The following is a 25,686-nucleotide window of genomic DNA, read 5'->3' on the forward strand; positions in this document are numbered from 1 at the left end:
AAGCTGCTCGCCGTAAAGGCCGTAATTGACCTTCTGCGGCGAGTTCATGCCCTGCGGCAGCGCGCCGGGCAATGCCTCGGTCTCGAAATCATTGCCGAAGCCCGGCATGTAACCGGGGGTGGTCGTCGTACCATCGGCCTTCATCACCGGTCTTTTGTCTTCAATGCTCATCTAACACCTCCTGCCCACTGACGATGGTCGGTTCATCAACCGCGATATCGCCGAAAACCTAAGTTTTTCTGATGGAGGGGTCGAGAACGCGTTTCACCAAGTGGAACGTTCAGTGCGCGCGACCAGGGTGAAGACATGACTCTCTAAGGGTGTTGGACCAGGGTCAGGACTTCGGTAACGGGGTCGCCTCAGTCAACCGATTTTACGAAGTTTAACCGTTTGAGACCGCTATCTGGCTTCAGCTAAGGCTGACCGCAACAGAGTCCTGTCGCCCACGTGATTGGCCAGGACAAGGATAACTGACGTGATTATTATCGTCGACAGCCGCACCGCGCAGGGTTGGCGTGTCACCTTGATCGATGAATGTGCGGGTCTCGCACCCGGTGGCAGCCATCAGATTATCCCTACATTTTGATGCGCAAAATAAGGAGCCTGCAATTATCGCCTGACCGTCCCGTCCGCGCACCAGCCGTCGAAAATCTCCAGCGCCTTTTCCGCGAACGCTGCGTCGTTGATATGGCAGGAAATTCGGTGGGCATTCACGGTGTCGGGCAAGTCGCCTCGAGCTCTGCCAGAAAGGCCTCCAAACCATCGGCGTTGTGCAGAGCGGCACCTTCGCGGTCCCATTCGCCAAGCCCGTGTTCGGGCAGGATCATCGCCACTCCGGTGCCCGCAACTTGGCGTCGCGAAACGACCGTCAGGCGAATGTCGGCTCCCGCTGTCGGACAGACACGCCCTCGCCACCGCAGCGAATGGCGGCTCTCCTCGGGAGCCCCGAAACCGTCGTGCAAGCCAACGAGCACCTGTCGGCGCTGATCCGACGCATCACGTTGACACCCGCCCCCCAGGAAGAAAGCGGGCTGTCTGTCAACATCGAGACCGATTTGGTAGCGCTACGCGCCGCTACCGGCATCGGCGGCGACGCGTAGCCCGGCTACCCAGACAGTCCCGACCAACAAGTAATCGAGAAAGGCCACGCACGGAGCGTGGCCTTTTGCGTATGGCAAGCTATGGTCAGATATAACCGGCTGGAAGAAAACGACAATTAACGGCCGGGAACGGGGCGCTGCCCCCTCTTCGGGCCTGCGGGCCCGAATTCACCCCCGGAGTATTTCTGGTCCGCTCGTGACGGCGGTCGGGAGCGTGTGTCGCGCGTCGGCCCCGTGCTTCGGCCCCGTGCTTCCGGTTGGGGTGCTTCGGTCATTGCCGGGGCGGGCAAGCGGGCTTAGGTAACGGGACAAAGGAGTTTGCCCCATGAACAACCCGCTTCTGGCCGATTGGTCCACCCCGTTCGGCCTGCCGCCCTTTGCCGATATCGACGACGCCGATTTCGAGCCCGCGCTGGAGGCCGCACTGGCCGAGAACGATGCCGAGATCGCGGCGATCGCCGACAATCCCGAGCCTGCCAGCTTCGAGAACACGGTGCTGGCGCTGGAGGGGGCGGGCAGGACGCTCGACCGGGTGTTGTCGACGTTCTTTTCGGTGGCGGGTGCGGATACCAACCCCAAGCGGCAGGAATTGCAGCGGGCGTTTTCGCCCCGGCTGGCCGGGCATTTTGCCGCCATCTACGCCAATGCGGCGCTGTTCGCGCGGATCGAGGCGCTGTGGGGCGGGCGCGAGACGCTGGGGCTGCGCCCCGATCAGGCGCGGCTTCTGATGCTGACGCGGCGCGGCTTTGTGCGGGCGGGGGCGGCGCTGACCGGGGCGCAGGCGGACCGCATGAAGGCCATCAAGAGCCGGTTGTCGGTGCTGGGCACGGCGTTTTCGCAGAACCTGCTGGCGGATGAGGCGGACTGGCAAATGGCGCTGTCCGAGGACGACCTGGAGGGGGTGCCGGAATTCGTCAAGGCCTCGGCCCGGGCGGCGGGGGAAGAGCGCGGCGCGGACGGGCCGGTGATCACGCTGTCGCGGTCGCTGATCGTGCCGTTTTTGCAGTTTTCGCCGCGGCGCGACCTGCGCGAGCGGGCATGGCGGGCCTGGACGGCGCGCGGGGCCAATGGCGGCGAGACCGACAATCGCGGCATCGCCGCCGAGGTGCTGGGCCTGCGCCACGAACGGGCGCGATTGCTGGGCCATGACACGTTCGCGGAGTACAAGCTCGAGACCGAGATGGCGGGCGCGCCCGACAAGGTGCGCGAACTGCTGATGGCGGTCTGGACCCCGGCCCGCGCCCGGGCCCTGGAGGATGCCGAAGCCCTGGCCGAACGGATGCGCGCGGACGGGGTGAACGGACCGCTGCAGCCCTGGGACTGGCGCTACTATTCCGAGGCGCGCCGACGCGAGGAGCATGATCTCGACGAGACGGCCCTGAAGCCGTACCTGCAGCTCGACCGGATGATCGAGGCGGCCTTCGCCTGTGCCAACCGGCTGTTCGGGCTGGAGTTCACGCCGCTGGAGGTGGACCTGTACCATCCCGATTGCCGGGCCTGGGAGGTGACGCGGAACGGGCGGCATTGCGCGGTCTTCATCGGCGATTATTTCGCCCGCGCCTCGAAGCGGTCCGGGGCGTGGTGTTCGGCGATGCGGATGCAGGCGAAAGAGCCCGAGGTGAAGACGCCCATCGTGGTCAATGTCTGCAACTTCGCCAAGCCGTCGAAGGGTGCGCCCGCGCTGTTGTCCTATGACGACGCGCGGACGCTGTTTCACGAATTCGGCCACGCGCTGCACCAGATGCTGTCGGACGTGACCTTCGGGTCGATGGCGGGCACGTCGGTGGCGCGGGATTTCGTGGAGCTGCCGAGCCAGCTTTACGAACATTGGCTGGAAGTGCCCGAGGTGCTGCGCGAGTTTGCCACCCATGCCGAGACCGGTGCGGCGATGCCGCAGGCCATGCTCGACAAGGTGCTGGAGGCGGCGACCCATGACGCGGGCTTCCAGACCGTCGAATACATCGCGTCGGCGCTGGTCGATCTGGAGTTTCACGACGGCGCGGTGCCGGACGATCCGATGGCGCGACAGGCGCAGATCCTGCAGGATCTGGGCATGCCCGATGCCATCGCGATGCGCCACGCGACGCCGCACTTCGCGCATGTGTTTTCCGGCGACGGCTATTCCGCGGGCTATTACAGCTACATGTGGTCCGAAGTGATGGATGCCGATGCGTTCGAGGCCTTCGAGGAGGCGGGCGGCGCGTTCGACCCGGTGATGGCCGAAAAGCTCGAGCGGTTCATCCTGTCCAGTGGCGGATCGGCCGAGGCCGAGGATCTGTATGTGGGCTTCCGGGGCAAGATGCCCGGGGTCGCGGCGCTGTTGAAGGGGCGCGGGCTGGCGGCCTAGAACGCCGCCCGGGTCAGGGTGAAGCCCTGCTGTTCGAGAAGCGCCAGGAGGCCCACCTTGCCCGACAGATGCGCGGCTCCGGCGGCGACGACGATCGGCGCGGGGCCGAGTTCGGCGAGGATCAGCGACATCCAGGCACGGTTGCGGTCGTGCAGCAGCGCGGATTCGGTCTGCGCCATGGCGGCGGTCACCAGGTCGGGTTCGGCGGGCGACAACCGGGCGGCGAGGACCGTCGAGAGCGCCCAGCTTTCGGCGGGCTTTTCCTCGAAATAGGCGGCGCGCATGGTGGCGAACATGTCCTCGGCGACGTCGGGCGGCATCACCGAGGGCAGGATCATCGCGGCCTGTTCCGCCAGCGGGGCCTTTTCGAAGGCCGCAAAGACGGTGCGCGGGTCTTCCAGCGCCCTGGTGGGCGTGCCAAGCGCGTCGGCCAGCGCCTCGAGCCGGGTGTCGAGCCCGTTGGCCGCGGCCAGATCGGTGGCCATGCAGGGCGGCAGGGCCAGCACCAGCGACAGGTACCAGGGTTTCATCTTGGCCGCCATGAAACCGGGAATGCCGCGCGCGGCGGCGGCTTCGGACAGGGCGGCCCAGTCGTCATCGCCGAGCAGTTCGGGCAGGGTGGTGTCCTGCAGCACCAGAAGCGACGGGTCGGCGGCGAGGCTGGCGGTCAGGGCCTGCTGTTCGACCTTGGTCGCCTCGAGAAACAGCAGCCGCGCCCCGGCGATGACCGGGCGCAGGCGAAGGGCGATCGGATCGAAGCGCGGATCGTCCACATGCATGGTGCCGATGAGGTGGACGGTCTGGTCGTCGCGGCGGGCAATCCAGTGATTGCCCTCGGCATAGGGCATGGTGGCCACGGTCGCGGCGATCTCGGCGCGGGTGGCGTCGGACAGGCCCGGGCGCAGATCGGTGCCCGCGCATTCGGCCAGCGCCAGGGAAGGGGCCAGCGCCAGGGCGGCCGAGGTAAGCCAGATCAGGCCGGCAAGAAGGGTCCGCATGCAACGTCTCCGGATGTGATGACATGAAGCTAGGCGCGGGGCTTGCGCGGGGCAAGGCGAGGCGCGAGGCTGGGTCGGTGATGCAGCGGGAACGTGATCTTTACGCGCCGGTCAAACGGCTGCTCGAGGGGCAGGGCTATGTGGTCAAGGGCGAGGTCGGGGCCGCCGATGTCGTCGGGCTGCGCGACGGCGCGCCGCCGGTCATCGTCGAGTTGAAGCTGTCGGTGACGCTGGGGTTGTTCCATCAGGCGGTGGCGCGTCTGAGCGTCAGCGAGCACGTCTATATCGCCGTGGCGCGGCCCACGGGGCCGAGGGCCAGGCGGGCGCTGAAGGACAACCTGGCGCTGTGCCGCAGGCTCGGGCTGGGATTCATCACCGTGCGCGCGCGGGACGGGGCGGTCGAGGTGCTGTGCGATCCGGGGCCCTATGCGCCGCGGCGGAACAAGCGGGCGGAGACGCAGCTTCTCCGCGCGTTCGCGCGTCTTCGCGGCGATCCCAACGACGGCGGTGCGACGCGGCACGGGCTGGTGACGGGGTATCGGCAGGATGCGCTGGCCTGTGCGGCCTATCTGGCCGAGAGCGGTGCCGAGAAGGGCGCGTTGGTGGCGCGGGCGACGGGGGTGCCGACGGCCACGCGGATCATGCGGGAGAACCATTACGGCTGGTTCGTGAAGGTCGAAAAGGGCGTCTATGCGCTGGGCCCGGAAGGGCGCAAGGGGCTGGCCCATTGGGGCGGCAGCGACCGCGACGAATGACGCGGCGGGCGCCGGGCACGCCGGGCACGGGGTCTGCAGTCACAAAGCCGTTTGGATTTTTGACATGTGCGTGTTGACACGCCCCGGCCCGCTCCTTATCTCCGCGTCGTTAGCACTCAGCTACGGTGAGTGCTGATGTGTCTGCCCCCGGGGGGACACGATCTGGAACAAACTTTGGGCCAAGGAGACTCGAAGATGGCATTTAAACCGCTTCATGACCGCGTGCTGGTTCGTCGCGTCGAGAGCGACGACAAGACCAAGGGTGGTCTTATCATCCCCGAAACCGCGAAAGAAAAGCCCGCCGAGGGCATGATCGTGGCCTGCGGCGAAGGTGCGCGCAAGGACAGCGGAGAGCTGATCGCGATGGCCGTGAAAGAGGGCGACAAGGTCCTTTTCGGCAAGTGGTCCGGCACCGAAGTGACGATCGACGGCGAAGAGCTGCTGATCATGAAGGAAAGCGACATCCTGGGCGTCATCGCGTAAGCGCACCGACCCAGAGACGACTTTCCGAAACGAATTCTTAGGAGTGAAGCTTATGTCTGCCAAGGATGTGAAATTCGATACCGACGCCCGCAACCGCATGCTGAAGGGTGTCAACACCCTGGCCGATGCGGTCAAGGTGACCCTCGGCCCCAAGGGCCGCAACGTGATCCTCGACAAGTCGTTCGGTGCCCCGCGCATCACCAAGGACGGTGTGTCTGTGGCCAAAGAGATCGAGCTTGAGGACAAGTTCGAGAACATGGGCGCGCAGATGGTCAAGGAAGTGGCATCGCGCACCAATGACGAGGCCGGCGACGGCACCACCACCGCGACGGTTCTGGCCCAGGCCATCGTCAAGGAAGGCGTCAAGGCCGTGTCCGCGGGCATGAACCCGATGGACCTCAAGCGCGGCATCGATCTGGCCACCTCGAAAGTCGTCGAGCATATCCGGTCCGCCGCCCGCACCGTCGAGAACTCTGACGAGGTTGCACAGGTCGGCACCATCTCTGCCAACGGCGAAGAGACCATCGGCCGCCAGATCGCCGATGCGATGCAGCGCGTCGGCAACGAAGGTGTGATCACCGTCGAAGAGAACAAGGGCATGGACACCGAGGTCGAGGTGGTCGAAGGCATGCAGTTCGATCGCGGTTACCTGTCGCCCTACTTCGTGACCAACTCTGAGAAGATGATTGCCGAGCTTGAGGATTGCATGATCCTTCTGCACGAGAAGAAGCTTTCTTCGCTGCAGCCGCTGGTGCCGCTGCTCGAGCAGGTAATCCAGAGCCAGAAGCCGCTTCTGATCATCGCCGAGGACGTCGAAGGCGAAGCGCTGGCGACCCTGGTGGTCAACAAGCTGCGCGGCGGTCTGAAGATCGCGGCCGTCAAGGCACCGGGCTTCGGCGATCGCCGCAAGGCCATGCTGCAGGACATCGCGATCCTGACCGGCGGTCAGGTGATCTCGGAAGACCTGGGCATGAAGCTCGAGAATGTCACGATGGACATGCTGGGGTCGGCCAAGAAGGTCGACATCACCAAGGATGAGACCACCATCATCGACGGCAACGGCGAAAAGGCCGAGATCGAGGCGCGCGTCGGCCAGATCCGCACCCAGATCGAAGAGACCACGTCGGATTACGACCGCGAGAAGCTGCAGGAACGTGTGGCCAAGCTTGCCGGTGGTGTCGCGGTCATCCGCGTTGGCGGCATGACCGAGATCGAAGTGAAAGAGCGCAAGGACCGCGTCGACGACGCGCTCAACGCGACCCGCGCGGCTGTTCAGGAAGGTATCGTCGTCGGCGGCGGTGTCAGCCTTGTGCAGGGTGCCAAGTCGCTTGAGGGTCTGACCGGGGCCAACTCCGACCAGAACGCGGGCATCACCATCGTGCGCCGCGCCCTGGAAGCACCGCTGCGCCAGATCGCCGAGAACGCGGGCGTCGACGGATCCGTCGTTGCCGGCAAGATCCGCGAATCGTCGGACCCGAAGTTCGGCTACAACGCCCAGACCGACGAATATGGCGACATGTTCAAGTTCGGCGTCATCGACCCCGCGAAGGTCGTGCGCACCGCGCTCGAGGATGCAGCCTCCATCGCCGGTCTGCTGATCACCACGGAAGCCATGGTGGCCGACAAGCCGCAGAAAGATGGTGGCCATGGTGGCGGCGGCATGCCCGACATGGGCGGCATGGGCGGCATGATGTAATCTGCCGACCAACGGTCGACACGAACGAGGGGGCCCGCCAAGCGCGGGCCCCTTTGCTGTTGGGGGGATGGGCCGGGGGACGGAGGCCGGGTGGATCGCGCGCCGGGTTCCGGGCGGATTTCGCGCCGGAATGCGCAGCCTGCCATTGACGGACCCTGCGCCACCGGGTCTTTTCGCGGCGCAACGGCGAAAGGAACGGGTCATGGCGGATTTCATGCGCGCGATGCGGGCGGGCGAGGAAGCGCAGGTCGACGCCCTGCTGCGCGCGGCCTTTGACGGGCCGGACGAGGCCGACCTCGTGGCGGCGCTGCGCAAGACCCGCGCGATCGCCGGTGAGCAGGTCGTCACCATCGGCGGCAATGTGGCGGGCTACCTCGCGCTGTCGGCGATGACCGCGCCCGAGGGGTGGCTGTGCCTTGCCCCGGTCGCGGTGGCGCCCGAGCATCAGCGCCTGGGGATCGGGCGGCGCATGGTGCGCTTCGTGGTGGGCTGGGCCGAGGCGTCGGGCCAGACGCTCGTGGTGCTGGGCGATCCGGTGTTCTACCGCCGCTGCGGGTTCCGCATGGCCGAGGGGCTGCGGTCGCCCTATCCCATCGATCACACGCTGGTCGCCGGACCGGCCCGCGCGCCCGACGGCACGGCGCTGGGCTATCCCGCGGCCTTCGGGGCCGGGCCGTGCGCCTGATCCTGCTGACCGCGCTGACCATGGTCGCCTTCGCGGCCAATTCGGTGCTCAACCGCATGGCGCTGGTCGAGGTCGGGATGGATGCGGTCTGGTTCGGCACCATCCGGCTTTTCGCGGGCGCGGTCATGCTGGCGGTGCTGTGCCTGATGCTGCGCCGAGGGGTGTCGCCGGGCGGCCCCGGGCGGGTCGCGGGGGTGGTGTCTCTTCTGGTATATATCTACGGGTTTTCAGCGGCTTACCGGGCGCTTGATGCGGGGCTCGGGGCGCTGATCCTGTTCGGCTGCGTGCAGATCACGATGTTTGGCGGCGCGCTGGTGCAGGGCGAACGACCGCCGGCGCGGCGCTGGGCGGGGGCGGCGCTGGCCTTTGCCGGGCTGGGCTGGCTGCTGGCCCCCGGTGCCCCCGGTGTCGAAGTTGCCGACGTTGCGGCCGGTTCGGGGGGCGGTGTCAGCCTCGCGCATGGGCTGATGATGGCGGCGGCGGGGCTGGGATGGGGGATCTATTCGCTGGCCGGACGCGGCGCGGGCGACCCGCTGCTGGGCACGGCGGCGAATTTCGTGATCGCGGCCCCGGTCGGGCTGATCCTCGGCGGTGTTCTGGCGCTGGCGGGGCAGGCGGGCGGCGCGCTGCCCATGGCCGGTGTGGCGCTGGCGGTGCTGTCCGGGGCGGTGACTTCGGGGCTGGGCTACGCGCTTTGGTACAGCGTGCTGCCGACCCTGCCCGCGAGCGTTGCCGCGGTGGCGCAACTGACCGTTCCGATCATCGCGCTGGGTGGCGGCATGGTGTTTCTGGGCGAGACGCTGACGCTGGGCTTCGCGATCGCGAGCGTTATGGTGCTGGGCGGCGTTGCGGTGTCGGTTTTGCCGTTTAAGAAGCCGCGCTGAGCGCTTATGTGCAGGCCCATGCGCTGGTGTTTCCTTGCCCTGTTTCTGCTGCTCGCGGCCCCGGTGCGGGCCGATTGCGTCGTTCTGCTGCACGGGCTGGCGCGCAGCGAGGCGTCGTTTCTGCCGATGGCCGAAATCCTGGAGCTTGAGGGCTACAAGACCGTGGTGCCGGGCTATCCGTCGACCGAAAAACGCATCGAGACGCTGGTTCAGGAAACGCTGCCCAAGGCCTTTGCCGATTGCGGCGACCAGACCGTGCATATCGTCACCCATTCCATGGGTGGCATTCTGGCACGGGTCTGGCTGGCCGATCACCGACCGGCAAGGCTGGGTCGGGTGGTGATGCTGGCACCGCCGAACCACGGCAGCGAACTGGTGGACGAGTTGGGCGGGCTGGAGCTGTTCGAGTGGCTCAACGGGCCGGCCGGGGCCGAACTTGGCACCGGCGCCGAGGATCTGCCCGCGCGGCTGCCGCCGGTCGATTTCGAACTGGGGGTGATTGCCGGGTCACGCTCGCTCAACCCGGTCTATTCGGCGCTGATCCCGGGCACGGACGATGGCAAGGTGTCGATCGCCTCGACCCGGGTGGCGGGCATGAAAGAGCATCTGATTCTGCCGGTCACCCACACCTTCATCATGCAGAGCCCCGAGGTGATGGCGCAGGTCATCCTGTTCCTGCGCGACGGCGCGTTCGGCCGGATCGGGCAATGGGGCAGCATTCTGCCGCTGGACGAATTGCCCTGCCTGATCGGGTTCTGCGATGACTGATCTGCGGCTGACCGGGGCGCGGGTGCTGGGGCCCGAGGGCTGGCGGACAGGCGACGTGGCCTGGGCCGGGGGCATCTTCGCGGCGGATGCCGATGCGCGGGCGGTAGACCTGTCGGGCTTTCGGGTGTTGCCGGGCATCGTCGATCCGCATGGCGACGGGTTCGAGCGGCACATGGCCCCGCGTCGCGGCGCCTTGCGCGCGGCGGGGCGCGGGGTGGTGGCCGCCGCGGCGGAACTGGCGGCGAACGGCATCACCACCGGCGTGCTGGCGCAGTTCTGGTCCTGGGAAGGGGGCCTGCGCGGCCCGGACTTCGCCGAAGCGGTCTTTGCCAGCGTCGCCGGGATGCGCGACCGGCTCGAGATCGACCTGCGCCTGCAGTTGCGGCTCGAGACGCACTACCTTGAGAGCTATGCAAGGGCCGAGGCCGCGATTGCGCGCTACGGCATCGACTACGTGGTGTTCAACGATCACCTGCCGCATGACCGGCTGGCGGCGGGGCGCAGGCCCGCGCGGCTGACCGGTCAGGCGCTGAAATCCGGGCGCAACCCCGAGGCGCATCTGGCCCTGTTGCAGGCGCTGCACGCGGCGGGCGACGCGGTGCCGGAGGCGCTGGACGGGCTGACGGCAAGGCTGCGCGGGCGCGGCGTGCGCATGGGCTCGCATGACGATGCCAATGCCGAAACCCGCGCGGCGTGGCGGCGGCGGGGCGTGCGCCTGTCGGAATTTCCCGAGACCGAGGCGGCGGCGCGCGCGGCCCATGCGGAAGGCGAGGGGGTGATTCTGGGCGCGCCGAACGTGGCGCGCGGGGCCAGCCACAAGGGCAATGCCTCGGCCCGCGATCTGGTTGCCGCCGGGCTGTGCGACGCGCTGGCATCGGATTACCACTACCCGGCACCGCTGGCGGCGGCACTGACGCTGGTCGAAGAGGGCCTGTGTGACTGGCGCGCGGCCTGGGCGCTGGTGTCGTCGGGTCCGGCGCGGCTGCTGGGTCTGGCCGATCGCGGCACGATTGCAGAGGGCGCGCGCGCCGATCTCATCGTCCTCGATGCGCATGACCATGTCGGGGCGACCATCGCGGCGGGCCGCGTGGCCTATCTGACCGGCGCGGTCGCCCGGCGGTTTGTCACCCCCGGATGATGTGGTTGACGTGGCCCATCTTGCGGCCCGGCTTGACCTCGGCCTTGCCATAGAGGTGCAGCGCCACGTCGCGGTCGCGCAGCAGCGTCGGCACCTGGTCCATATCGGAACCGATCAGGTTTCCCATCACCACGTCCGCAAAGCGGCTGCCATCGCCCAGGGGCCAGCCCGCCACCGCGCGGATATGCTGTTCGAACTGGTCCGTGGTGCAGGCATTCTGGGTCCAGTGGCCGGAGTTGTGCACCCGAGGGGCGATTTCGTTCACGATGAGGCCCTGCGGCGTCACGAAGAGCTCGACCCCCATGACGCCGACATAGTCGAGCGCGGTCAGGATGCGCCCCGCGAGCAGCACCGCGTCCTGCCGCTGGGCGGCGGTCAGGCGGGCGGGCACCGTGGTGCTGCGCAGGATGCCGTCCTTGTGCAGATTCTCGCCGGGGTCGAAGCAGGCGACCTCGCCCGAGATGCCGCGCGCCGCGATGACCGAGACCTCGTGGCTGAAGTCGACGAAACCTTCGAGGATCGCGGGGGCCCCGGCCATGTCCGCAAGCGCGGCCGCGGCGTCCTCGGGCGTGGCGATGCGCGCCTGGCCCTTGCCGTCATAGCCGAAGCGCCGGGTCTTGAGGATCGCGGGCGTGCCGATGGTGGCCAGCGCGGCGGAGAGCGCCGCCGCATCGGGGATGTCGGCATAGGGCGCGACCGACAGGCCGAGACCCGAAAGGAAATCCTTTTCGGTCAGGCGGTCCTGGCTGGTGCGCAGCGCGTCGATGCCGGGGCGGATCGGGCACCGGGCGGCCAGCGCATCGAGCGCGTCGGCGGGGATATTCTCGAACTCGAAGGTGACGATGTCGACATCCGCCGCGAAGGCGCGCAGGGCGTCGGCGTCGTCGTAGGGGGCGGTGGTGACGCGGTGGGCGACATGCGCCGCGGGCGGTGCGGCACCCGGTTCGTAGATATGGGTGTGGAACCCGAGGCGGGCGGCGGCCACCGAGAGCATGCGACCGAGCTGGCCGCCGCCGAGAATGCCGATGGTTGCGCCGATGGGCAGGGGCGTATCGCTCATGTGAGGCCTCGGGATGGGGGGCAGGGGCAGGGTTGCGTATTTGGAAAATGGAAAGGCGGCCTTAGTCGCGCACCGGTGCCTCGGGGATGGAGGCTGCCAGATCGGCGCGCCATCTGTCGAGCCGGGCGGCCAGCGCCGGGTCGCCATTTGCGAGGATGGCGGCGGCCATGAGGCCTGCATTGGCGGCACCGGCAGACCCGATGGCCATGGTGGCGACCGGGAAGCCGCGCGGCATCTGGACGATGGAATAGAGGCTGTCGACGCCCGAGAGCGCACGGGTCTGGACCGGCACGCCGATCACCGGCACGCGGGTCTTGGAGGCCATCATGCCGGGCAGGTGGGCGGCGCCGCCCGCGCCTGCGATGATTGCCTTGAGGCCACGCCCGGCGGCGGCGCGGCCATAGTCCCAGAGCCGGTCGGGGGTGCGGTGGGCCGAGACGATGCGGGTCTCGTAGGGGATCTCGAGCGCATCGAGGATGTCGGCGGCTTCGCGCATGGTTGGCCAGTCCGACTGGCTGCCCATGATGATGCCGACCTCTACGGCAGTCTCGGTCATCGGCTGTCCCTTTTGTCGTTTGCGCGTCGGGTTAGCCTGCCGGGCGCGGTTAGGCAATGATGTCGGGGAAAAGCCGGTCTTCGATATAGGCGATCATGTCTTTCAGCTGCAATTTGCGCTTTTTCAGCCGCTGGATCGTCAGGGCGTCGGCGGTGCCGCGTTCCTGCAGGGCGGTGATGGCGTGGTCGAGATCGCGATGTTCGTTTTTCAGCACCGCGATCTCGACCCGCAGGACGTCGTCGGATTTCATCGCGATGTCGGTGAAGGCGTTCATTGCGGATTCCCGTGTGATGGCAGCGCCGAAGCCTAAAAATAGCCAAAATGCCGTGCTTAGCATAGCCCCAAAGCGCCGCGGATCTTGCATGGCGGGGCCTGCGCGCCCATATTTCATAGCACAGGCCGCCAGAACGGGGCCTGGCATGACGTTCGCTTTCGAAAAGGATGCGTCGATGACGAAGATGACCTTGGGGTCCAACCCCCATATGCTGGGTTTTGAACAGCTTGAGCGCCTTCTCGAGCGGACGGCGAAGTCCGCCGAAGGCTATCCGCCCTACAACATCGAGCGCACTGCCGAGGATGCCTATCGCATCACGCTGGCGGTGGCCGGGTTTTCGGAGGCCGATCTGTCGATCACGGTCGAGGACCGGCAGCTGGTCGTGCGCGGTCGCCAGTCCGAAGAGGACGCCGGTAGGGCCTATCTGCATCGCGGCATTGCGGCGCGCCAGTTCCAGCGCAGTTTTGTGCTGGCGGATGGCGTCGAGGTTGGCGAGGCGATGCTGGAGAACGGGTTGTTGCACGTCGATCTGACGGTCGCGCGGCCTGAAACGGTGGTTCAGAACATACAGATAAAGCGGGGTTGAGCTTATGAATACGGTTTTTGATTTCTCGAAGTTCGAACAGGGGCGGACGGTCTATATCCGGCCCGTGCAACTGGCCGATCTTCCCGAGGATATGCGCGATCAGGTCGGTACGGCCAAGACGCTCTATGCGGTGCATGCCGCGGACGGAGAGCGGCTGGCGGTGGTGAAGGACCGCAGTCTGGCGTTCATTCTGGCACGTCAGAACGACATGTCGCCGGTGACGGTGCACTGATTTTCCGAGACAGGTGAACGTGAAAAAGCCGCCCCAAGGGGCGGCTTTTGTGGTCTGGTCATGTGCCGGGACATTTTTTCGGGGGGCTTAACGTCCTCGAAAGGAGCTTTCCTCAAGATGCAAAGGGCGAGGAGGGAAAGCGCGTGTTCGAGTTTGTCATTGCCGTATTCTGCTGCTTTTGCCTGACGGCCAATCGTGGGTTTGCCGGGTTTCGGCCCGGGCAAGCGGCGGCGCGGGCGCAACGCAGGGCGTCGGGTCTGGGCCAAGGCGCGGCAGGCGTGATTTCGCGGAGCAAGGGGGAGCGGGCGACCCATCTGAGCGCGGTGCGGGCGCCGGGCTGCCTGACCGCGGCGCGGGCGCCGCTCAGCCAGACTGCAGCGCGGGCGCCGCCCTGGGCGCTCATCGGACGCGCCGGGTCTCGGTTCCTTGCACGCGCGTCGGGTCCGGGTGGCGAATGTGAAAAGGCGGGCGCGAAAAAGGGCGCGGACCAGCGTGATGCGCGCCCTTTTCGCTATGTGTAACGGGATCAGTCGGCGGCGATCAGGCCCATCGATTCGAGCTTGAGCAGCACCTGGTGGGCGCAATTGTCGACGTCGGTGCCTTCGGTCTCGACCCGCAATTCGGGAGTCTCGGGCACGTCGTAGGGGTCGGAGATGCCGGTGAACTCCTTGATCTTGCCTTCCCGCGCGAGCTTGTAGAGGCCCTTGCGGTCGCGGCGTTCGCATTCCTCGATCGAGGTCGCGACATGGACCTCGATGAAGGCGCCGTAGGCTTCGACGTCCTCGCGCACCGCGCGGCGGGTGGTGGCGTAGGGCGCGATGGGCGCGCAGATGGCGATGCCGCCGTTCTTGGTGATCTCGGAGGCGACGTAGCCGATGCGGCGAATGTTCAGGTCGCGGTGTTCCTTCGAGAAGCCGAGTTCCGACGACAGGTTCTTGCGCACGATGTCGCCGTCGAGAAGGGTCACCGGGCGGCCGCCCATTTCCATCAGCTTGACCATGAGCGCGTTGGCGATGGTCGATTTGCCCGAGCCGGAGAAGCCGGTGAAGAATACGGTGAAACCCTGTTCGGAGCGCGGCGGGGAGGTGCGGCGCAGCTGCGTGACCACCTCGGGGAACGAGAACCAGTCGGGGATCTCGAGGCCTTCGCGCAGGCGGCGCCGCAGTTCGGTGCCCGAGATGTTGAGGATGGTGACGTTGTCCTTGTCCTCGATCTCGTCGATGGCCTCGTACTGGGCGCGTTCCTGGACATAGACCATGTGTTTGAAGTCGAGCATCTCGATGCCGATCTCGGCCTGGTGCTTGCGGAACAGGTCCTGGGCGTCATAGGGCCCGTAGAAATCCTCTCCGGCGGAGTTCTTGCCGGGGCCCGCGTGGTCGCGACCGACGATGAAATGGGTGCAGCCGTGGTTGGCGCGGATCAGGCCGTGCCAGACCGCCTCGCGCGGGCCTGCCATGCGCATGGCAAGGTTCAGCAGGCTCATGGTGGTGGTCGCACCCGGGTACTTGTCGAGCACCGCTTCGTAGCAGCGCACGCGGGTGAAATGGTCGACATCGCCGGGCTTGGTCATGCCGACGACGGGGTGGATGAGCAGGTTGGCCTGCGCCTCACGGGCGGCGCGGAAGGTCAGCTCCTGGTGGGCACGGTGCAGGGGGTTGCGGGTCTGGAAGGCCACGACCTTGCGCCAGCCCAGCTTGCGGAAGCGCGCGCGCAACTCGTTCGGGGTGTCGCGGGAGGCGCGGAAGTCGTAATGCGTCGGCTGCTGGATGCCGGTGACCGGACCGCCGAGATAGACCTTGCCCGCGGTGTTGTGCAGGTAGTTGACCGCCGGGTGGGCGGTGTCGTCGGCACCGAACACCTTCTCGGCCTCGAGCGACTTGTTCGGTTCCCACTTGTCGGTGACGGACATGGTGGCGAGGATCACGCCTTCCTGGTCGCGCAGGGCGATGTCCTGGCCCTCTTCGACGCCGTCGGCAAAGGCTTCGGACACATCAAGAGTGATCGGTATTGGCCAGAGGCTGCCATCGGCAAGACGCATGTCGTTGACGACGCCGTTGTAGTCATCCTGCCCGAGGAAGCCCTTGAGCGGGGAAAAGCCGCCGTTCATCAACAGTTCAAGATCGCAGATCTGACGCGGTGTCATGTCCCAGCTGGTCAGGTCCCCGGCCTCGACTTTCAGCTTCTGGGCGCTCTCGTGCGAGACGTAGAGTTCGGGAAGGGGGGCGAGGTTGGACAGACTGGAGGACATGGCGATCTCGTTCTTGCAATGGCTCAAAAATCAATGACAGCGCGACAATGGCCCGTCTCGCGCGCCTTAGCGCCTTGAGGCTTTGCTTGGCAAGCCTGCGCGGGCAATCTGTGGGAATTGAGACGAAAATGCCGCGCGGGGGCCGGGCCCGCCCGCGGACCGGATCGCGAGTTATCCGGCGGCACTGTCGACGGGCGCGCCGTAGCCCAGCGGCAGGGTTTCGTCCTTGCCGTCATCGAGATCCTGTTCGGCCAGCCAGCGTTCGGCCTCGAGCGCGGCCATGCAGCCCATGCCGGCGCTGGTCACCGCCTGACGATATTTGTGGTCGGTTAGGTCGCCCGCCGCAAAGACGCCCGGGATCGAGGTTTCGGTGCTGTCGGGCTTGGTCACCACGTAGCCGCCCATGTGGGTCTCGAGCACGTCCTTGACGAGTTCGTTGGCCGGCGCGTGGCCGATGGCGATGAAGACACCCTTGGCGGGGATCTCGGTGATGGCACCGGTATCCACGTGGCGGACACGCACGCCCTCGACGCCGAGCGGGTTCTCGGTGCCCACTACCTCGTCGAGCTGGTGATGCCACAGGGTTTCGATCTTGGGGTTCTTGAACAGCCGGTCCTGCAGGATCTTTTCGGCACGCAATTCGTCGCGGCGGTGAATCAGGGTGACCTTGGAGGCGAAATTGGTCAGGAACAGCGCCTCTTCCACGGCGGTGTTGCCGCCGCCGATCACCACGATTTCCTGCCCGCGATAGAAAAAGCCGTCGCAGGTGGCGCAGGCCGAAACGCCGAAGCCCTTGAACTTCTCTTCGGTGGGCAGGCCCAGCCATTTGGCGCGCGCGCCGGTCGCGAGGATCAGCGCATCGGCCACGTAGGTCGTGCCGCTGTCGCCATGGGCCACGAAGGGGCGCTGGTCGAAATCGATGCGGGTGATGATGTCGCCGATGATCTCGGTGCCCATCGCCTTGGCGTGAGCCTCCATGCGGACCATCAGGTCGGGGCCCTGCACCTCGGTGTCGCCCGGCCAGTTCTCGACCTCGGTGGTGGTGGTCAGCTGGCCGCCGGGTTCGATGCCCTGGACCAGGACCGGCTCCAGCATGGCGCGGCTGGCATAGACGCCCGCGGTGTAGCCCGCGGGGCCGGAGCCGATGATCAGAACCTTGGTGCGCTTGGTCTCGGACATGGGGGCAGCCTCCGGAGCCTTGGGGTCTTGTGGTGGTTTCAAACGGGATATACGCATCCCGTCTGCCCAGCGCAAACCGCTTGGACGGCCAGGTGCAAATGGGATGATCAAGGTCGGGTGAGGCAAGATAATTTCTCAAACGCGACATAATATTGCGCTTGGCGGCGCAGGTGCTATAAGAATCCCAAATTCACGCGGGAGACACGGAATGCCCAGCCACAGGCTTGACCTGATCGACAGAAAAATCCTCGCGGAGTTGCAGGCGGACGGGCGGATGACAAATGTCGAACTGGCCAAACGGGTCGGGATCTCTGCGCCGCCCTGTCTGCGGCGGGTGCGCGCGCTGGAAGAGCAGGGGTTCATTCGCGGCTATCATGCCGATGTCGATCCGCGCTCGCTGGGCTTCGAGGTGCAGGTCTTTGCCATGGTCGGTCTGCAAAGCCAGGCCGAGGCGGACCTGTCGGCCTTCGAGGAACGGTGCCGGGCCTGGCCGCTGGTCCGCGAGTGTCACATGCTGAACGGCGAGGTCGATTTTATCCTGAAATGCGTGTCGCCGGACCTGTCGACCTTCCAGAGCTTTCTGACCGGCGCGCTCTTGACCGCGCCGAATGTCGGCAGCGTCAAGACGTCGCTGGTGATCCGCGGCGCCAAGGACGAGCCGGGGGTGCCCTTCGAGGTGCTGGAAGAACGGCTGTCGCGCAGCGCCTGAGCGGAAGACGCGACAGAAAGATCTGCGGCCGACAGGCGCGCGCGACCCCCGTGGCGTTAGCGACCCCAGTGGCGTTAGCGCCCGCCGAGGCGCAGAACCGCCTCGCGCGAGGTGCGCGGATAGGTCAGGTCGCCGAAATCCTCGATCCGCGACAGGTTGGGAAACAGCGCCATGTAGTTTTCCAGCGCGGCCGGGCCAAGCGCGCGGCGCACACCGAGGCCGGGATGATAGCTTTCCATTTCGAGCGCACCAAGGCGCAGCGTGCCGTGATCGCGCAGCGCGATGTGGAACATCTGGACCGCGCCGCCCGGCTGGATCGGGATCACCCGTTCGCCATCTGCAAAATCCGCCAGCGGCACGAACACCGCGTCGTGGCCGATTACCGCGCGGAACGCCTCGCGCCGGATCAGCACGCGCGCGCCGGGGCCGAACACCATGTCGCTGCCCGGGGCCTCGGGGCCGAACGCGCCCGCCGTCACGCGGTAAAGCGTGGTCAGGATGCTTTGGCTGTCCTCGACGCGGGGGACGTAGTTGGTCGAGCCGATCCAGTGGATGGGCTCTGCGCCGGTGCCGGTCTGGATATAGTCGCCGGGCACCAGGTCTTCGACCGCGACGGGGCCGCCGACGGTCTGCAGAAGCGTGCCGCGCGCGAACCCGCTGGCGGCCTCTTCGAACACCGGATCTGCCGGTGCGGTCCGGGATACATATTGGACAGAAAGATCCGGAAGGAGGGCGGCGGCCTCGTATTTGCGCATGAGAGATTGAGAGCGCCGAGGCCGCCCGTCCGGACGAGCAAACTGGTCCCGCGGGACCCTGAAAGAGCGCGGTGCGTCGACGTTGGAAATCGTCGTGTGGAGACTGGCCATGTGATCACCCCTGAAGGTTGGTCACATCCGTGCTGGCCCCCACCAACAACGACGAACGGACGTTGCGACTACGTTCGACACTAAGAAGCCATACTCTGCGCAATGGGTCAAAAAAAGAAACGGATTGGAGGCTTCACGCCGTCCAATCCGTCTTGTCGCACGATCATTGTTGATGACCCGACCGTCAGTCCTGCCACATTTGGGTGGCGGGCCGCCCCGAATCGGGGACCGTCAGGCGCGCTTGAGGGCCAGCGGCTTGGCGGTGCGGCGGTCGATCATCGCGGCGCGGCGGCTGCCACGCTGCCACGGCATCTGGGTCTCGCACTCTTCTGCGGCCTTGAGGACGGACTTGATGAAGCGGCGCTGGGGGGTCTGGGTGGTCATGGGGCTGTTCCTTCGGGCGTCGTGGTTGTGGGTCGGGTCTGTTGATCCGTTAACCCCAAGATCGCCGGGCATTGGGGCGCGTGTTGGACCCATTCTGGACAATTTGACGAAAGCTGTCGCCATTCGCGGCGCGGGGCCGGAGGGGCGCGATTGTCCACGAAACAAGGACAATCCGGCGGTCCGGTTTCCGGGCGGGGCCGCAAATGCGACCAAATAGGGGCAGATCAGAGCCGGATGACCGAGATCAGGCGGCCGTAATCGGCCTCTTTCGCGTGGGTCGCGCGCCGGTAGGAATAGAAGCGCGCCGGATCGGCATAGGTGCAATGGCGCGTCCACTCGGCGGTGATCCCGGCCTGGCGCAACCGGTGAAGGCCGAAGGCGGGCAGGTCGAAATGCATCCGGTCGCCAGCGCCCCCCGCGAAAAAGCGGACATATTCGGGGTCTTCGGCGACAAAACTTTCGAGGAAGTCGGGGCCGACCTCGTAGTTGCGCTGGCTGATCGTCGGGCCGATCACCGCGCGCAGGTTCTGGCGCGTCGCCCCCAGCGCCTCCATCGCCGCGATGGTGGCTTCGAGCACACCGTCGAGCGTGCCCCGCCAGCCGGCATGGGCGGCACCGATCACGCCGGCATGGGCATCGGCGAACAGGATCGGCTGGCAATCGGCGGTCAGCACCCCCAGGGCGATGCCGGGCGTGGCGGTAACCATGGCGTCGGCGCAGGGGCGCGGGTCGGGCAGGCCGTCGGTGACGGTTACCACTTCGGCGGAATGGACCTGGTGGACGGTGGCCAGCGCCTCGGGCGGGACCTCCATCGCGGCGGCGGCCCGGGCCCGGTTGATGCGCACCATTTCGGACTGGTCGGTCGATCCGGTGCCGCAGTTCAGCCCGTGAAAGACGCCCGAGGACGCGCCTCCGCGCCGAGAGAAGAACCCATGTCGCATGGGTGCCAGCGTATCAGACGTGATTATGTCGAGCGTCATCTGTCCAGTCCGGGGGGAAGGCTGGCCCCGCGGGGCACGATTCCCATTACCTTGAAGACAGAGCCCATTTCGTCGGGGTGGGTCAACCGGCGATGTGCGGCAATGTGACACTCCAGAGCCGGACCGCCGAGCGCGGCGGCGAGGCTTTGGGCGCGCGGCGTGATGCCGAGGCGTTCGAGAAAGACCCCCTGCGGGGTGACGCCGGTCGCGGCTGCGGGGGCGGCGGCGCGGGCGAGGGCGCCGAAATCCACATGCGCGGTCAGGTCGGCATCGCCCGGGGTCGCGAGCGGGGCCACCTTGCGATGCGCCCGCAACGCCTGGAAGGTATCGCCGAGGCTGTCCGGAGCGCCGTAGTCGATGATCAGGGCCGCGCCGCCCTGATCCGCGATGCGCGCGCCAAGTTCGGTCGCGACGCCCTGGCTGGCGTGGCTGACCTCGACCATGTCGCCCTCTGTCGTGTCGGCAAGGCGGTGGGCGAGGTCGGGGCGCGCGGTGGCGTCGCCCAGCCCGAAGGTCAGCGCGGTGCCGGTCAGTCCGACCACCCGTTCGCGCCAGCCCGCGCCGTCGCGCAGGAACTGGCGGATCGGCAGGGCATCGAAGAACTCGTTGGCCACAAGGTAAAGCGGCGCGTCGGTGGGCAGCGCCGCGACGCTGTCGACCCATGTGGCGGTGTGGTCCCCAAGGGTTTGCTGCTGGCGCGCGCGCAGCGTCGGCGAGGCCTCGACCAGGGTGATGCGGGCGGCGGCGTGAAATCCCGGCACCCGCGCCGTGGCGCGCAGGGCGTCGGCCATCAGGGTGCCGCGCCCGGGTCCCAGTTCGGCCAGGAGGAAGGGGGCGGGCGCGCCGTGATCGACCCAGGTCTGGGCCAGCGCGAGGCCGATGAGTTCGCCGAACATCTGGCTGATCTCGGGGGCGGTGGTGAAGTCGCCCGCGGCCCCCAGGGGATCGCGGGTGGCGTAGTAGCCGAAGCGCGGATGGTGCAGGCAGAGGCTCATGTATTCGGCGATGGACATCGGCCCTTCGGCGGCGATGCGGCGGACCAGAAGATCGGCAAGGCTCATGCCGCTCGGGTCCGCAGGATCAGCCAGAGCCCCAGCGCGATCATCGGCAGCGACAGGATCTGGCCCATGGTCAGCCCGTAGCCGCCGACCTCGAACGCGAGGCCGAGGGGATTGCCGGGGGTGACGAACTGCGCGTCGGGCTGGCGCACGAATTCGACGACGAACCGCGCGAGGCCGTAGCCGGTGGCGAAGACGCCGGTCAGCAGACCCGGACGCCGCAACGCGCCGCGCCGGTACGCCAGCCAGAGCAGGACCGCGCCCAGGATCGCACCCTCCAGCAGCGCCTCGTAGAGTTGCGAGGGATGCCGCGCGCAGAGCGTACCCAGCGGCTGTCCACAGTCCTGCGCCGCCGTACCGGGGAAGATCACCGCCCAGGGCAGATCCGTGGGGCGGCCCCAAAGCTCGGCGTTGATGAAGTTCGAGATCCGCCCGAGCAGCAGGCCGGGCGCGGTGGCGATGGCCAGCATGTCGGCGGTGGACAGCACCGGCGCGCGCACCTTGCGGCAATAAAGCAGCATGGCGGTGGTGACCCCCAGAAGCCCGCCGTGGAACGACATTCCACCCTGCCACACCGCGAGAATCTGCAGCGGATTGGCCAGGTAATAGGCGGGTTGGTAGAACAGCACGAAGCCCAGCCGCCCGCCGAGGATCACCCCGAGGATGATCCAGGTCAGCAGCTCTTCGACCTGCGGTGCGTCCATCGGCGGGGTGTCGTTGCGCCAGAGGGCCGGGCGTCTGACGGCGGCCAGCGCGATGCGCCAGCCGATCAGGATGCCCGCGATATAGGCCAGCGCATACCAGCGCAGGGCAAACTCGAAGTCGCCAATTGAGACGGAAAAGATCTCCGGGGAAATCTGCGGGAAGGGAAGGGCACCTGTCATGGCCGCGAGAGGCCACGGAGCGCGGGCAGAGTCAACCTTGAGACCGGCGGCAGGCGGGGCCATATAGAGCAGAAGTGATCAGGAGATAATCATGCAGACCCGCAACAAAGTATTCGACGATCTGAGCCAACTCATGACCAACGCGATGGGCGTGGCGCAGGGGGCCAAGACCGAAGCCGAGACCGCGCTGAAGTCGATGATGGACCGGTGGCTTGCCGACCGCGACTTCGTCACCCGAGAGGAATTCGACGCGGTGCGCGCCATGGCGCAGAAGGCCCGCGAAGAGAACGAGGCGCTGAAGACCCGGCTCGATGCGCTGGAAAACGGCCGCGACTGAGCCGTCGGGACCAGCGTCGCGACGTGCAAAAAAGGCGCGGTCCCCCGGGGGCGGCGCCTTTTTGATGGCCGGTCCGGGCGCGCGTCAGACGAAGTGGCCGACCACGTTGCCCGCAAGGTAGGCCGCGCCGGCGGCGACGGATCCGATCGCGAGGGTCTGCGTTCCGGCCCACCACCAGCGGGCAGGCGTGAAGATGCTTTTCAGCGCACCGATGGTGAAGAACGCGCAGCCGGTGGCGAAGATCGAGATCCGGAAGGCGGACTCGGCGGCCAGGATGAACGGCATCAGCGGGATGATCCCGGCCAGAAGAAAGGCCACGAAGGTCATTGCCGCCGCCGCGACCGGGTTGGCCGCGGTCACCGAGATACTCGCGTCCGGATGCAGCACCGCCGCTTCGTTCTCGGCCTGGGTGCCGCTGAAGTTTCCCAGCGCCATCGAGATACCGTCGGCGATCAGGTTGGCTGCCCCGAGGATCAGGATCACCGAGGCCGGAAGCCCCGCCCCCTGCACGCCCGCGACCACGGCGAAGGTGGTCACCGCGCCGTCGAAGCTGCCATAGACCATGTCGCGCAGGTGGCGGCGAAAGAACAGCGCATCCATCGGCGCAGCTCCGCGCTATCGGGCCTGGGCACCTGCGCGCGCCGCCTTGGCCTCGTGCGCCTGGGCGCAGTTCCGGCATTCGGTCGTGGTCGGGACAGCCGACAGGCGCGCCTCGGAGATGTCGTCGCCGCAGATGCCGCAGATGCCGTATTCGCCCGACTCGATCCGGGCGAGGGCCGCGTCGATGGCGCGGATCTCGCGCAGGCCGACCGCGCCAAGCCGTTCGGCAACTTCGCGGTGCTCGGTTTCGATGGCCTGCTCCTCGATGTCGCGGTCGAGCGCCTGATCAAGTTCCTGGTCGAGCTGGGCGGTGCGCGCCATCAGCTCGGCGCGCCAGTCGTTCAGTCGCGCGATCTGGTCGGCCCATTTGGCCTGGACGTCGTCGGTCATGGTGTTCGCTCCGATCAAGGGGGTCGTTGGTCAGGGAAGAGCATAGACAGGGCGCGGGAGGGCGCGCGTTGATTTGCGTCAAGCGGTGCGCGCGGCTGCGACATTGCGGCTGCGGGGTATTGCCCGCGGCAGTGCGAGGGCCCGGTGCGAAGGCCCGGAAGCCCAGGATTCATGCCTGATTTCGGATGGATCAGTGGTGAGCCGTGCAGGATTCGAACCTGCGACCCACTGATTAAAAGTCAGTTGCTCTACCAACTGAGCTAACGGCCCACTGGCGCGCTACTTAGAAACAGCGCCCGAAAGGGTCAACCCAAAAATGTCAGAAATGCAAAGGGGTTTGCGGCAGGCTCTGGAAAGCCGCAGGACTGGGGCGTATATGCGCGGCCATGGTACAGACGCGCGGCACACTTGCTTTCATGAAGATGCACGGGCTCGGCAATGATTTTGTCGTGCTGGACGGGCGTGCGCGCGGTGTCGATGTGACCCCGGCGTTGGCGCGCGCGCTGGGCGACCGGCATCGCGGTGTGGGATTCGACCAGTTGGCGCTGATCGAGGCGCGGGGCGAGGGCGACGCGCATCTGACGTTCTACAATGCCGATGGGTCGACCTCGGCGGCCTGCGGCAATGCCACGCGCTGCGTCGGCGATTTCCTGATGCGCGAGGCCGGCGTGACGCGTCTGACGCTGACCACGGATCGCGGCGCGCTGCCGGTGGTGCGGACCGACAGCGGCGCGGTGTCGGTCAACATGGGGCCGCCGCAGACCGACTGGCGCGAGGTGCCGCTGGCCGAGGCGATGGACACGCTGGAACTGCCGATCGAGGGCGCGCCGGTGGCGACCGGCATGGGCAATCCGCATTGCACCTTTTTCGTGACCGATGCCGAGGCGGTGCCGCTGGCGACCTTCGGGCCGCGCTACGAGCATCATCCGCTATACCCCGAGCGTACCAATGTGCAGGTGGCGCAGATCATCGGTCCCGATCACATCCGCATGCGGGTCTGGGAAAGGGGCGTGGGCGTGACGCTGGCCTCGGGGTCGTCGTCCTGCGCTGTGGCGGTGGCGGCGGCGCGGCGCGGGCTGACCGGGCGGTCGGTGCGGATCGATCTGGATGGTGGCACGCTGATGATCGACTGGCGCGAGGATGGCGTCTGGATGACCGGCGGCACGGCGCATGTGTTTGACGGCGTGTTGCGCGCCGACTGGCTGGAGGCGCAGGGATGACCGGGGGGCCGCCGACATTCACCACCATGGGCTGCCGCCTGAACGCCTACGAGACCGAAGCGATGAAGCGCATGGCCGAGGAGGCGGGGCTGGCGGGGGCGGTGGTGGTGAACACCTGCGCGGTAACGTCAGAGGCGGTGCGCAAGGCCCGCCAGGAGATCCGGCGTCTGCGCCGCGACAACCCCGAAGCGCGCATCATCGTCACCGGCTGCGCCGCCCAGACCGAGCCCGAGACCTTCGCCGCCATGGCCGAAGTCGACCAGGTCATCGGCAACGCCGAAAAGATGACGCCCGACACCTGGGCGCGGATGGCCGTCGATTTCGTCGGCGAGACCGAGCGCGTGATGGTCAACGACATCATGTCCGTGACCGAGACGGCGACGCATCTGATCGACGGTTTCGGCACCCGCAGCCGCGCCTATGTGCAGGTGCAGAACGGCTGCGATCATCGCTGCACCTTCTGCATCATCCCCTACGGGCGCGGCAATTCGCGGTCGGTGCCCGCGGGTGTGGTGGTGGACCAGATCAAGCGGCTGGTGCAGGAAGGCTTCAACGAGGTGGTGCTGACCGGCGTCGATCTGACGTCCTGGGGGGCGGACCTGCCCGCCGGGCCGAAGCTGGGCGATCTGGTGATGCGGATCCTGCGACTGGTGCCAGATCTGCCGCGCCTGAGGATCAGCAGCATCGACAGCATCGAGGTTGACGACAACCTGATGGCGGCCATCGCCACCGAGGCCCGGCTGATGCCGCATCTGCACCTGTCGCTGCAGCATGGCGACGACCTGATCCTGAAGCGCATGAAGCGGCGGCATCTGCGCGACGACGCGATCCGCTTTGCCGAGGAGGCGCGCCGCCTGCGCCCCGAGATGACCTTCGGGGCCGATATCATCGCGGGTTTCCCGACCGAGACCGAGGCGCATTTCGACAATTCGCTGAAGCTGGTCGAGGATTGCGGGCTGACCTGGCTGCATGTCTTTCCCTATTCCCCGCGCCCGGGCACGCCCGCCGCGCGGATGCCGCAGGTCGCGGGCGCACGCATCAAGGACCGTGCAAGGCGGCTGCGCGCGGCGGGCACCCGCGCGGTCGAGCGTCATCTTGCGGCACAGACGGGCCGGACCCATCGCATCCTGATGGAGGCCCCGGGCATGGGCCGCACCGAGCAGTTCACCGAGGTCCGTTTCGACGTGCCCCGACCCGAGGGCGAAATTGTCACAGCCCGGATCAGCGGCCACGACAGCCGGTGCTTGCTTGCCTGAACCATTGCGGCAC

Annotated in this window: 30 protein-coding genes and 1 tRNA gene; 15 read left to right on the forward strand and 16 right to left on the reverse strand. The window is 67.1% G+C overall.

All coding sequences use genetic code 11. The annotated features are described in order from the left end of the window. Both ACXYMN_RS09700 and ACXYMN_RS09705 read right to left on the reverse strand, forming a co-directional pair. Positions 1–171, reverse strand: a 171-nt coding sequence (locus tag ACXYMN_RS09700) for a homogentisate 1,2-dioxygenase (protein ID WP_459013805.1), incomplete at its 3' end; no start/stop codon positions are given. 228 nt (positions 172–399) lie between these two features. After that, entirely contained in the window at positions 400–522 is a 123-nt protein-coding gene (locus tag ACXYMN_RS09705) for a DUF2783 domain-containing protein (protein ID WP_459013407.1), read from the reverse strand. A 434-nt stretch (positions 523–956) separates the two neighbouring features. Here ACXYMN_RS09705 and ACXYMN_RS09710 point away from each other — a divergent pair, with 434 nt between their 5' ends. Continuing rightward, positions 957–1,100: a hypothetical protein gene (locus ACXYMN_RS09710; protein ID WP_459013409.1), complete on the forward strand. Its 144-nt coding sequence runs from the start codon at positions 957–959 to the stop codon at positions 1,098–1,100. A gap of 325 nt (positions 1,101–1,425) precedes the next feature. After that, positions 1,426–3,447 carry a M3 family metallopeptidase gene (locus tag ACXYMN_RS09715; RefSeq protein ID WP_459013410.1) on the forward strand — a complete coding sequence of 674 codons (2,022 nt, stop codon included), beginning with the start codon at positions 1,426–1,428 and terminating at the stop codon, positions 3,445–3,447. Here ACXYMN_RS09715 and ACXYMN_RS09720 read toward each other — a convergent pair. Beyond that, on the reverse strand, positions 3,444–4,445 hold the full coding sequence (locus ACXYMN_RS09720; protein ID WP_459013411.1) for a TraB/GumN family protein: 1,002 nt from the start codon (positions 4,443–4,445) through the stop codon (positions 3,444–3,446). The genes ACXYMN_RS09715 and ACXYMN_RS09720 overlap by 4 nt on opposite strands. A gap of 80 nt (positions 4,446–4,525) precedes the next feature. Between ACXYMN_RS09720 and ACXYMN_RS09725 the strand changes: the two genes are divergently transcribed. The 7 genes from ACXYMN_RS09725 (at position 4,526) to ACXYMN_RS09755 (ending at position 10,854) form a co-directional block, all read left to right on the forward strand. Then, positions 4,526–5,200 carry a DUF2161 domain-containing phosphodiesterase gene (locus ACXYMN_RS09725; RefSeq protein ID WP_459013413.1) on the forward strand — a complete coding sequence of 225 codons (675 nt, stop codon included), beginning with the start codon at positions 4,526–4,528 and terminating at the stop codon, positions 5,198–5,200. 195 nt (positions 5,201–5,395) lie between these two features. Next, entirely contained in the window at positions 5,396–5,683 is a 288-nt protein-coding gene (locus ACXYMN_RS09730) for a co-chaperone GroES (RefSeq protein WP_459013414.1), read from the forward strand. A gap of 52 nt (positions 5,684–5,735) precedes the next feature. Further along, the gene (groL, locus tag ACXYMN_RS09735; protein ID WP_459013415.1) at positions 5,736–7,379 is read left to right on the forward strand and encodes a chaperonin GroEL; all 1,644 of its coding nucleotides are present in this window, start codon (positions 5,736–5,738) and stop codon (positions 7,377–7,379) included. A gap of 202 nt (positions 7,380–7,581) precedes the next feature. Next, on the forward strand, positions 7,582–8,064 hold the full coding sequence (locus ACXYMN_RS09740) for a GNAT family N-acetyltransferase (RefSeq protein WP_459013416.1): 483 nt from the start codon (positions 7,582–7,584) through the stop codon (positions 8,062–8,064). After that, complete coding sequence (locus ACXYMN_RS09745; protein WP_459013417.1) at positions 8,055–8,948, forward strand: DMT family transporter; 894 nt, start codon at positions 8,055–8,057, stop codon at positions 8,946–8,948. Before ACXYMN_RS09740 ends, ACXYMN_RS09745 begins: the two co-directional genes overlap by 10 nt. Before the next feature lie 18 nt (positions 8,949–8,966). Then, the gene (locus ACXYMN_RS09750; RefSeq protein WP_459013419.1) at positions 8,967–9,716 is read left to right on the forward strand and encodes an alpha/beta fold hydrolase; all 750 of its coding nucleotides are present in this window, start codon (positions 8,967–8,969) and stop codon (positions 9,714–9,716) included. Then, on the forward strand, positions 9,709–10,854 hold the full coding sequence (locus tag ACXYMN_RS09755) for an alpha-D-ribose 1-methylphosphonate 5-triphosphate diphosphatase (protein WP_459013420.1): 1,146 nt from the start codon (positions 9,709–9,711) through the stop codon (positions 10,852–10,854). The genes ACXYMN_RS09750 and ACXYMN_RS09755 overlap by 8 nt, the downstream gene beginning before the upstream one ends. Here ACXYMN_RS09755 and ACXYMN_RS09760 read toward each other — a convergent pair. From ACXYMN_RS09760 to ACXYMN_RS09770, 3 genes are all read right to left on the reverse strand, one after another. Continuing rightward, positions 10,841–11,914 (reverse strand): 5-(carboxyamino)imidazole ribonucleotide synthase, encoded by a 1,074-nt coding sequence (locus ACXYMN_RS09760; protein WP_459013421.1) that lies wholly within the window; start codon positions 11,912–11,914, stop codon positions 10,841–10,843. The genes ACXYMN_RS09755 and ACXYMN_RS09760 overlap by 14 nt on opposite strands. Before the next feature lie 61 nt (positions 11,915–11,975). Then, positions 11,976–12,470 carry a 5-(carboxyamino)imidazole ribonucleotide mutase gene (gene purE, locus ACXYMN_RS09765; protein WP_459013422.1) on the reverse strand — a complete coding sequence of 165 codons (495 nt, stop codon included), beginning with the start codon at positions 12,468–12,470 and terminating at the stop codon, positions 11,976–11,978. Between the two features lie 49 nt (positions 12,471–12,519). Continuing rightward, the gene (locus tag ACXYMN_RS09770) at positions 12,520–12,744 is read right to left on the reverse strand and encodes a YdcH family protein (RefSeq protein WP_459013423.1); all 225 of its coding nucleotides are present in this window, start codon (positions 12,742–12,744) and stop codon (positions 12,520–12,522) included. Between the two features lie 175 nt (positions 12,745–12,919). Between ACXYMN_RS09770 and ACXYMN_RS09775 the strand changes: the two genes are divergently transcribed. After that, positions 12,920–13,330 carry an Hsp20 family protein gene (locus tag ACXYMN_RS09775; protein WP_459013424.1) on the forward strand — a complete coding sequence of 137 codons (411 nt, stop codon included), beginning with the start codon at positions 12,920–12,922 and terminating at the stop codon, positions 13,328–13,330. Positions 13,331–13,334: 4 nt separating this feature from the next. Then, entirely contained in the window at positions 13,335–13,562 is a 228-nt protein-coding gene (locus tag ACXYMN_RS09780) for a DUF1150 family protein (protein WP_459013425.1), read from the forward strand. 526 nt (positions 13,563–14,088) lie between these two features. Here the strand turns inward: ACXYMN_RS09780 and ACXYMN_RS09785 are convergent. Together ACXYMN_RS09785 and trxB are read right to left on the reverse strand one after the other, a co-directional pair. Then, positions 14,089–15,810, reverse strand: a complete 1,722-nt coding sequence (locus ACXYMN_RS09785; RefSeq protein WP_459013426.1) for a bifunctional sulfate adenylyltransferase/adenylylsulfate kinase — start codon at positions 15,808–15,810, stop codon at positions 14,089–14,091. A 171-nt stretch (positions 15,811–15,981) separates the two neighbouring features. Then, positions 15,982–16,989 carry a thioredoxin-disulfide reductase gene (gene trxB / locus ACXYMN_RS09790; RefSeq protein WP_459013427.1) on the reverse strand — a complete coding sequence of 336 codons (1,008 nt, stop codon included), beginning with the start codon at positions 16,987–16,989 and terminating at the stop codon, positions 15,982–15,984. A 208-nt stretch (positions 16,990–17,197) separates the two neighbouring features. Here trxB and ACXYMN_RS09795 point away from each other — a divergent pair, with 208 nt between their 5' ends. After that, positions 17,198–17,698, forward strand: a complete 501-nt coding sequence (locus ACXYMN_RS09795) for an Lrp/AsnC family transcriptional regulator (protein ID WP_459013428.1) — start codon at positions 17,198–17,200, stop codon at positions 17,696–17,698. A 74-nt stretch (positions 17,699–17,772) separates the two neighbouring features. Here ACXYMN_RS09795 and ACXYMN_RS09800 read toward each other — a convergent pair whose 3' ends face one another. The 5 genes from ACXYMN_RS09800 to lgt all read right to left on the reverse strand — a co-directional run bounded on the left by ACXYMN_RS09800 (position 17,773) and on the right by lgt (position 21,870). Continuing rightward, positions 17,773–18,375 (reverse strand): Hint domain-containing protein, encoded by a 603-nt coding sequence (locus ACXYMN_RS09800; RefSeq protein ID WP_459013429.1) that lies wholly within the window; start codon positions 18,373–18,375, stop codon positions 17,773–17,775. A 420-nt stretch (positions 18,376–18,795) separates the two neighbouring features. Further along, the gene (locus ACXYMN_RS09805; RefSeq protein WP_459013430.1) at positions 18,796–18,948 is read right to left on the reverse strand and encodes a hypothetical protein; all 153 of its coding nucleotides are present in this window, start codon (positions 18,946–18,948) and stop codon (positions 18,796–18,798) included. Positions 18,949–19,172: 224 nt separating this feature from the next. Then, positions 19,173–19,928, reverse strand: coding sequence for a peptidoglycan editing factor PgeF (gene pgeF, locus ACXYMN_RS09810; protein WP_459013431.1), 756 nt, complete (start codon positions 19,926–19,928; stop codon positions 19,173–19,175). Then, on the reverse strand, positions 19,925–20,989 hold the full coding sequence (locus ACXYMN_RS09815; protein WP_459013432.1) for a class I SAM-dependent methyltransferase: 1,065 nt from the start codon (positions 20,987–20,989) through the stop codon (positions 19,925–19,927). Before ACXYMN_RS09815 ends, pgeF begins: the two co-directional genes overlap by 4 nt. Then, on the reverse strand, positions 20,986–21,870 hold the full coding sequence (gene lgt, locus ACXYMN_RS09820) for a prolipoprotein diacylglyceryl transferase (protein WP_459013433.1): 885 nt from the start codon (positions 21,868–21,870) through the stop codon (positions 20,986–20,988). The genes ACXYMN_RS09815 and lgt overlap by 4 nt, the downstream gene beginning before the upstream one ends. A gap of 91 nt (positions 21,871–21,961) precedes the next feature. Here lgt and ACXYMN_RS09825 point away from each other — a divergent pair, with 91 nt between their 5' ends. Further along, on the forward strand, positions 21,962–22,207 hold the full coding sequence (locus ACXYMN_RS09825) for an accessory factor UbiK family protein (protein ID WP_459013434.1): 246 nt from the start codon (positions 21,962–21,964) through the stop codon (positions 22,205–22,207). Positions 22,208–22,291: 84 nt separating this feature from the next. On the opposite strand, the gene ACXYMN_RS09830 is transcribed toward ACXYMN_RS09825, so the two are convergent. The 3 genes from ACXYMN_RS09830 to ACXYMN_RS09840 form a co-directional block, all read right to left on the reverse strand. After that, positions 22,292–22,807, reverse strand: a complete 516-nt coding sequence (locus tag ACXYMN_RS09830; protein WP_459013435.1) for a VIT1/CCC1 transporter family protein — start codon at positions 22,805–22,807, stop codon at positions 22,292–22,294. Between the two features lie 15 nt (positions 22,808–22,822). Next, the gene (locus ACXYMN_RS09835; protein ID WP_459013436.1) at positions 22,823–23,197 is read right to left on the reverse strand and encodes a TraR/DksA family transcriptional regulator; all 375 of its coding nucleotides are present in this window, start codon (positions 23,195–23,197) and stop codon (positions 22,823–22,825) included. A 194-nt stretch (positions 23,198–23,391) separates the two neighbouring features. Next, a tRNA-Lys gene (locus ACXYMN_RS09840) sits at positions 23,392–23,467 on the reverse strand. A gap of 116 nt (positions 23,468–23,583) precedes the next feature. Between ACXYMN_RS09840 and dapF the strand changes: the two genes are divergently transcribed. Continuing rightward, on the forward strand, positions 23,584–24,417 hold the full coding sequence (gene dapF, locus ACXYMN_RS09845; RefSeq protein WP_459013437.1) for a diaminopimelate epimerase: 834 nt from the start codon (positions 23,584–23,586) through the stop codon (positions 24,415–24,417). Then, a complete protein-coding gene (gene mtaB, locus ACXYMN_RS09850) occupies positions 24,414–25,673 on the forward strand; it encodes a tRNA (N(6)-L-threonylcarbamoyladenosine(37)-C(2))-methylthiotransferase MtaB (RefSeq protein WP_459013438.1) in 1,260 nt (419 codons plus the stop codon). Before dapF ends, mtaB begins: the two co-directional genes overlap by 4 nt. Positions 25,674–25,686 lie beyond the last annotated feature (13 nt).

The organism is Roseivivax sp. CAU 1753, assembly GCF_054482575.1.

Coding starts and splice junctions, on each gene's coding strand:
- ACXYMN_RS09715 (WP_459013410.1), top strand. CDS start 1,426: ATGAACAACCCGCTTCTGGCCGATTGGTCCACCCCGTTCGGCCTGCCG.
- ACXYMN_RS09720 (WP_459013411.1), bottom strand. CDS start 4,445: ATGCGGACCCTTCTTGCCGGCCTGATCTGGCTTACCTCGGCCGCCCTG.
- ACXYMN_RS09725 (WP_459013413.1), top strand. CDS start 4,526: ATGCAGCGGGAACGTGATCTTTACGCGCCGGTCAAACGGCTGCTCGAG.
- ACXYMN_RS09730 (WP_459013414.1), top strand. CDS start 5,396: ATGGCATTTAAACCGCTTCATGACCGCGTGCTGGTTCGTCGCGTCGAG.
- groL (WP_459013415.1), top strand. CDS start 5,736: ATGTCTGCCAAGGATGTGAAATTCGATACCGACGCCCGCAACCGCATG.
- ACXYMN_RS09740 (WP_459013416.1), top strand. CDS start 7,582: ATGGCGGATTTCATGCGCGCGATGCGGGCGGGCGAGGAAGCGCAGGTC.
- ACXYMN_RS09750 (WP_459013419.1), top strand. CDS start 8,967: ATGCGCTGGTGTTTCCTTGCCCTGTTTCTGCTGCTCGCGGCCCCGGTG.
- ACXYMN_RS09755 (WP_459013420.1), top strand. CDS start 9,709: ATGACTGATCTGCGGCTGACCGGGGCGCGGGTGCTGGGGCCCGAGGGC.
- ACXYMN_RS09760 (WP_459013421.1), bottom strand. CDS start 11,914: ATGAGCGATACGCCCCTGCCCATCGGCGCAACCATCGGCATTCTCGGC.
- purE (WP_459013422.1), bottom strand. CDS start 12,470: ATGACCGAGACTGCCGTAGAGGTCGGCATCATCATGGGCAGCCAGTCG.
- ACXYMN_RS09770 (WP_459013423.1), bottom strand. CDS start 12,744: ATGAACGCCTTCACCGACATCGCGATGAAATCCGACGACGTCCTGCGG.
- ACXYMN_RS09775 (WP_459013424.1), top strand. CDS start 12,920: ATGACGAAGATGACCTTGGGGTCCAACCCCCATATGCTGGGTTTTGAA.
- ACXYMN_RS09780 (WP_459013425.1), top strand. CDS start 13,335: ATGAATACGGTTTTTGATTTCTCGAAGTTCGAACAGGGGCGGACGGTC.
- ACXYMN_RS09785 (WP_459013426.1), bottom strand. CDS start 15,810: ATGTCCTCCAGTCTGTCCAACCTCGCCCCCCTTCCCGAACTCTACGTC.
- trxB (WP_459013427.1), bottom strand. CDS start 16,989: ATGTCCGAGACCAAGCGCACCAAGGTTCTGATCATCGGCTCCGGCCCC.
- ACXYMN_RS09795 (WP_459013428.1), top strand. CDS start 17,198: ATGCCCAGCCACAGGCTTGACCTGATCGACAGAAAAATCCTCGCGGAG.
- ACXYMN_RS09805 (WP_459013430.1), bottom strand. CDS start 18,948: ATGACCACCCAGACCCCCCAGCGCCGCTTCATCAAGTCCGTCCTCAAG.
- pgeF (WP_459013431.1), bottom strand. CDS start 19,928: ATGACGCTCGACATAATCACGTCTGATACGCTGGCACCCATGCGACAT.
- ACXYMN_RS09815 (WP_459013432.1), bottom strand. CDS start 20,989: ATGAGCCTTGCCGATCTTCTGGTCCGCCGCATCGCCGCCGAAGGGCCG.
- lgt (WP_459013433.1), bottom strand. CDS start 21,870: ATGACAGGTGCCCTTCCCTTCCCGCAGATTTCCCCGGAGATCTTTTCC.
- ACXYMN_RS09825 (WP_459013434.1), top strand. CDS start 21,962: ATGCAGACCCGCAACAAAGTATTCGACGATCTGAGCCAACTCATGACC.
- ACXYMN_RS09830 (WP_459013435.1), bottom strand. CDS start 22,807: ATGGATGCGCTGTTCTTTCGCCGCCACCTGCGCGACATGGTCTATGGC.
- ACXYMN_RS09835 (WP_459013436.1), bottom strand. CDS start 23,197: ATGACCGACGACGTCCAGGCCAAATGGGCCGACCAGATCGCGCGACTG.
- dapF (WP_459013437.1), top strand. CDS start 23,584: ATGGTACAGACGCGCGGCACACTTGCTTTCATGAAGATGCACGGGCTC.
- mtaB (WP_459013438.1), top strand. CDS start 24,414: ATGACCGGGGGGCCGCCGACATTCACCACCATGGGCTGCCGCCTGAAC.